The sequence below is a fragment of the Modicisalibacter luteus DSM 23508 genome (assembly GCF_000378505.1).
In the GTDB taxonomy this organism is placed as follows: Bacteria; Pseudomonadota; Gammaproteobacteria; order Pseudomonadales; family Halomonadaceae; genus Modicisalibacter; species Modicisalibacter luteus.
On record NZ_KB900024.1, the window covers coordinates 1 to 6,132 of the forward strand.

The following is a 6,132-nucleotide window of genomic DNA, read 5'->3' on the forward strand; positions in this document are numbered from 1 at the left end:
AAGCCAAGTCCGGCCCGCAAGTTGGCAAAGCGCTGCCAGGTGTCGCCTGCCATACGCCCCAGCCAGGTGGCGTTGCCATCGTCGGATTGGTCGTCGATCAACGGCAGAACGAAATGCGACTCGAAGGCGCTGGCCAGTCCTTCGACCAGCCGATGATGATGGTGATTACGGATTTCGGACGGCTGGCTCAGGTAGGCCTGCGTGGCTTGCGACCAGTGCGTATTCAGTGCCAGGGCGCGGGCCGTGGTCGGTGCCGCCTCGGCGATGTGTTCGTCGACGAACAGCAAAATATCCGGCGCATGCGCCACGAGACCATCCATGAAGCGGCTGAGTACCGTCCCGTCGCTGTCCGACGAGGCCGGCTTGAGGCGGAGACCATCGATATGCAGGCCATCAAGCCAGTCGCAAGCCAGATCGAGAGACGCCGATTCGGACAGCCCTGCCTGCGGAGAGGCCAGCGGCCATTCGATGATCACGCCGAGACCGCCTACATGACAGTCATTGACGAAGCGGGCAAAGTCTTCCCCGGCATCTGACTCGGCCACTTGCTTGACCTCGACATGCGTGAAGCCAAGGTCGGCAGCATAGGGCACCAGCTGAGAGGCCAGGGTCTCCCAGCCCAGCGGCTGTCCCAGCGAGTCATGCCGCCAGGCTTTTGGGTCGAGCCGATAGATCGATAAAGGGTAGTGCAATGGATCCTCGCGACGACGCCCCATCCATACGGCATCCTGCCAACGATACGATGCCAAGCGCTCTTGCCAGCGGCCCTGCCCCTGCCTGTCCACGCCCTGGAAAGGGTACTCATCAGCGACTTGCCCCTCCGGGGCGTTCCACCACGCGCTTATCGTGTCCTGCAGCCGCCCTCCAGAGGGTGGCAACGGCGACCTGAAGGAAAAGTGACTGGACATGGCTACCATCCTTGTCATTGGAAGCATAACGGGCCGACTTCTGACGCCTATTGCGGGAAGCGACCCGGGTCGTTCAGGTCATGGTGCGACAGCGTAGGTGTGTTGCTTCTCCTTGCCGGTCACCACCTTCCGATACAGCTGACTGTATGGCTCGATCGACTGACGCCAGTGATATCGCCCAGCCATGGCCGCACGCCGCATGGCATAGAACAGGTCGGTGGCTTGGAATACCGTCATGGCGCGCTGGATAGCATGAATGTAGCTTTCCAGTGTCATCTCATCGAATAGGAAACCGGTGACGCCATCCTCAATCGTGTCAGCCAGCCCCCCGGTACGGTGGGCGATCGGCAGCGAGCCAAAGCGCTGTGCGTACATCTGGCTCAGGCCGCATGGCTCAAAACGTGACGGCATCAGCAGGAAGTCGCTGCCGGCATACATGCAACGCGCCTCACCCTCATCGAATCCAATATTGACGCCAATCGAACCAGGGAAACGGGCCGCCAGATTGCACAAGGCCTTTTCCACCGGCATCTCGCCCCGGCCGATGAAGACGATCTGCCCGCCGGCACGCACAATGGATTCTGCAGCACCGATGGTCAGATCCAGTCCCTTCTGGTGAACCAATCGCGACACCACCGCAAACAGCGGACCATTGCTCACGCCGAGTCCGAACATTCGGCGTACATGCTCGGCGTTGGCCCGTTTGCCGCGCCAGTCATTCATGGCAAATGCCTGGGCAAGGTGGGTATCGGTACGCGGGTCCCACGAATCGTCTATCCCGTTGGGAATGCCGCTCAGCTGCCCTTTCTCGGCGCGCTGGGTGAGCAGGCCGTTGAGGCCGCAACCGAACTGGGGCGTAGTGATCTCCCGGGCATATGTGGCGCTTACCGTGGTGATGTGCGAGGCATAGACCAGCCCGGCTTTCATGAGCGATAGCTGGCCGAAGTACTCGACCTCGTGCATGTTGAAGGCATCGGCAGGGATTCCCAGCGCCTGACAGCGCGAGACATCGTAAAGCCCTTGGTAGGCCAAATTGTGAATGGTAAAAACACTGGGAACATCGTGCCCCCACCAATGCAAGTAGCCCGCCGCCAAACCGCAGGTCCAGTCATTGAGGTGCAGGAGGTCGGGTTGCCAGTCGAGACCGGCCTGGCCACTGGCAATCTGGGCCGCGGCCAACGACAGGCGGGCGAAACGAATATCGTTGTCCTCCCAACCGACCCCGGTTTCATCGCAGTATGGACTACCTTCGCGTTCAAAGAGTTCGGGGCACACCAGAAGGTAAACGGTCAAACCATCGCTGCAGACGGTCTTGCCCAGTTCGCAGGGAGGTATGTCGGCATGGCCGGGCAGTTTGCCCAAAATCTCGATTTCATGATCGGAGGCGATCATTTCCCGGTAGGCGGGAATCAGAATGCGCACGTCGTGGCGTGAAGCCAGTGCCCTGGGTAACGCCGAGGAAACATCACCCAACCCGCCGACCTTGACGAAGTCGGCAATTTCGGAAGTTACTAAAAGAACATGAAAGCAGCCATCACTATCTTTACCGATTCTGCCGTTTAGCGCGCGCCGCTGTCGTGGCATGACAACCCGAGAAGCTCGCCGGGACTTCTTAGCGGCTTCGACCGGAAAAACATCATGCAGCGCCTCACTTACCATGACCGGCCTCCCTGCTCAATTAATGTGAGAGGATATATTTCAGGCATCACGCAAATGCCAATACTTAACGTACGGCTTTTAGTTCTTCATCTTTTGGCAGCCACTTCGGGTAAACAAAATGCTACCAATCGCTTTTGGCGAGGACCGAGCTACTAACACTTAAGTACGAGGCATAATTTAGTAAAGATGCCTTGCCAAACCAAACGGCTTTTCCAAGTTAACCAATAGAAGTCACATCCTTTCCGATATGCTGTGAATTACTCCGCGCAGCCGATAGTTTGGCTTCGATTTTGTATGATGCAAGCTATTACCGAGAATGTTTTTAGAAATCAAAATTCTGCTAATTAAATGATTGGTGTAACCCGTGAGAAAAATAATAAATGCCCATCCTTGGGCTGCCTTCCGTGGCCTATTTCCTTGCTGGGGCATCCTGCCTCGCCAAACACCATGACATAAATTCACAGCTATTAAACAAATATATGCTAATGCTAAATGGCATTCTTATAAAAAATCCCTATGGACAAGCGGTTTTAGCTATCAGCCATCCAGAGCGTATTCTACCGTTCTGCTACGAGACAGATAACAAGTTGTTTTATAGCAAAAAATGTATTTTGATATGACCATGGAAAAGCAAACACTCAACCAGAAAAAATAAAAATAATTGGCTGGCAAAAGCATAATTTATTAAAGCGAATACCCACAGAGGTAGAGATGTTAACTAACGCCACACAAAAACGTATCAAAGTGTAGCCTACAGAAGCACTGCAAAGTCTCTAAGCGGGCTGAACGTAAGACCTCCTGCCTCTTGTCGTTGTTATCGAAAAAACCCTAACAGACCTCTTATGAGGCATCATATTCAACCAAAGTATACTTATTAAGTAAACGGTTGTTTTAATAATAACCTATTTTTTAGCGGGCTATAAAACCCAGGGCACTCCATGCCATCTAAATAAAAGGCTGCTAATTAAATTAGCTTATCGGCTCATCATCATCATGAACCATCTCTTTTTTGTTATTTGTATATTCAATGAAAATTAGCCCGTGGTAGTTAAAACTGCCCCCTTAATCCGCAGGAAAACTGCCGGTCCTGTTACGCATACAGGCGTTTCTCTTTGTAGCAAGGCACCCTTGGGGCATGTACCCATTCGACCCTACCTGCGGACATGATGGTGCTTTCCCTACGGCTCTTAAAGAACGCCTGACTTGGCTGGCTAACTTTTCCATCTTGGCAGCCCTTGTCCCCGCATCGAAGCTCGCCCGAATTTCGCGGTGGGTTGATAAATTCAATTCTCGCCCCATACCATGATGGTAATTCCAGAACTGATCGGCTCGTGCGGAACTTGTTGTCCTTTTACTTCGCATAGATAAATAAATATGCCGACGGATGCTTGCATCATCTAGAGCTTGTATTCCATATTACCGTTTGGCGTCAATAATGTCGATTTCAAAGGCTGTGGCATGTCCAAGTACGGCATGCAATAGGTTTCACCAGCAGCGAGGCGGCCAGTCTAACAGGAATTTGTCAGAGGATAACATCAGATGGTCTAGGCAGTCCGAAACACCATTGAAGGGGAATCATGCGCTAGCTTGATTCCCTTTCATGGGGCCTGGCCCTTGGGGACGGTTCAGGGAATCTCTAGTGTGAACCGCAAAAAGCGCAGACTAATCCCTCAGGCTCTATCCAAAAAACAACAGTACCATTCCGTTCCAGATCGGCGAGCTGAGCTGAGCTGAGAGAAATTGTGCTAGCAGCTACTTGAGCTGAGGTAAGCTCTACATTCGCTCCGCCGTACCGATTGATACTTGCTCTCACTAGAGAGAGCTGAAGGTTGCTTAACCCTACAATACCTAAGTCAACTTCAACGATTCGATGGCAGTTACGATCAGTCCCATCTGTGCAGGGAAGCTTATACACAGTCATTAACCTAACTCCGGTTTCTTATTGTCTCTATAACTGATAATTATTATCTCTATAACTCAGACTAAAAGAACTAGGCCTCCCTGTACACCTCGAAATATTAGTCCTTTAGTTCTAATATAAGTTAATGGCATATCTAAGCTGACCCTCACCCCATATCAGGACCGGCTATCAGTAGAAATTCCGGCGGTGTTTCGCTGGAAGTCTCCGTTCGACAGAGACTTGCAGCGAACTCCTCAGGCGTTAGCCAACCTAAGGAAGAATGGGGTCTGACTTGATTGTAGTCCTGCCGCCAAGTTTCGATTTTCTGCCGGGCATCGTCCAGAGACAGGAACCAATGGGTGTTCAGGCATTCGGCTCGAAACTTGCCGTTGAAGGACTCGACGAAGGCATTGTCCGTCGGCTTGCCCGGGCGACTGAAGTCCAGCGTGACGCCTTGTTTGTAGGCCCAACAATCCAGTACGCGTGAGATGAATTCCGGACCGTTGTCGACCCGGACTCGCGCAGGCTGCCGCCCTGTCTCGTTCAAGCGAGTCATGACCTCGACCACATCCGCAGCAACGATCGAGCCATCCACATGGATGGCGAGACATTCTCGACTGAACTCGTCGACCAGCGCCAGGGCCCGCAGACGCTTACCGTTGAACAGCGCATCGCTGACGAAGTCCATGCTCCAGACCTGATCCAGCCCCGTGGCTAGAACGCGTTCGCGCCGAATGGCGGCCATCCGGTGGCGCCTGGGCCGCTTGAGACGCAGGCTAAGGCCAGCTTGGTGGTACAGCCGGTACACACGCTTGTGGTTGATCTCCTAGCCCTCGCGCTTGAGCAGTTCATGTACGCGTCGATAGCCGTAACGTACACGGGTGGCGGTGATCTCGCGGATCCGCTGCATCAGCGGTCGCTGATCCTGGGCCTGACTGCGGTAGTAAAACACCGAGCGCGCCAGGGCGAGGACGCCACAGGCCTGCCGTGTACTGGCACCGAACTGTTCGATCAGGCTCTCGGCCAGTTGCCGCTTGCGCGACGCGCTCAGAGCTTTTTTGACAGGACATCCTGAAGCATCGCCTTGTCCAGCGAGAGGTCAGCAACCAGCTGCTTGAGCTTGCGATTCTCGTCCTCCAACTGCTTCAGGCGGCGTAGCTCCGATGGCCCGAGACCGCCGTACTTCTTGCGCCAGGCGTAGAACGTAGGCTCGCTGATGCCCATCTTGCGGCACACCTCGCCGACCGGGGTACCCAGCTCGACCTGCTTGAGAGCGAAAGCGATCTGCTCCTCGGTGAAACGGGATTTCTTCACGGCACAGTCTCCTATGAAGACTCTCACAGTGTGTGCCAGAATCTCTCGTTATGCCTGTCCAGGATTCGGGGAGAGGGTCAGTACCGGTCGCAGTATCGATGCAATCGATCACTATCGTAACCTCGGTCGGCCAGTAGATGGTGGCATCGCTTATGTGGGCGTCCCGTATACCTTGGCAAGCGGATCTGCTCCATGACAGGAACGAGATAGCGCGAGTCGGCGTGCTGGCCAGGCGATAGCAGGAAGCTCAGCGGCACGCCATTGGCATCGCAGACCAGATGGATCTTGGTGGTCAGTCCGCCTCGGCTTCGTCCAAGCGCATGATCTACCGGCTCCCGAGAGCCCCTTTTT

At 54.3% G+C, this 6,132-nt stretch carries 1 protein-coding gene and 3 pseudogenes; all 4 read right to left on the reverse strand.

Features of this window, described 5'->3' with window-relative positions:
- Positions 1 to 908, reverse strand: a pseudogene (locus F568_RS23705) (hypothetical protein); the annotation flags it as partial.
- A gap of 78 nt (positions 909 to 986) precedes the next feature.
- Positions 987 to 2,567 (reverse strand): glycogen synthase GlgA, encoded by a 1,581-nt coding sequence (gene glgA, locus F568_RS0121730; protein WP_019020849.1) that lies wholly within the window; start codon positions 2,565 to 2,567, stop codon positions 987 to 989.
- Between the two features lie 2,066 nt (positions 2,568 to 4,633).
- Positions 4,634 to 5,781: pseudogene (locus tag F568_RS0121735) on the reverse strand (IS3 family transposase).
- A gap of 80 nt (positions 5,782 to 5,861) precedes the next feature.
- Positions 5,862 to 6,132: pseudogene (locus F568_RS24730) on the reverse strand (transposase); the annotation flags it as partial.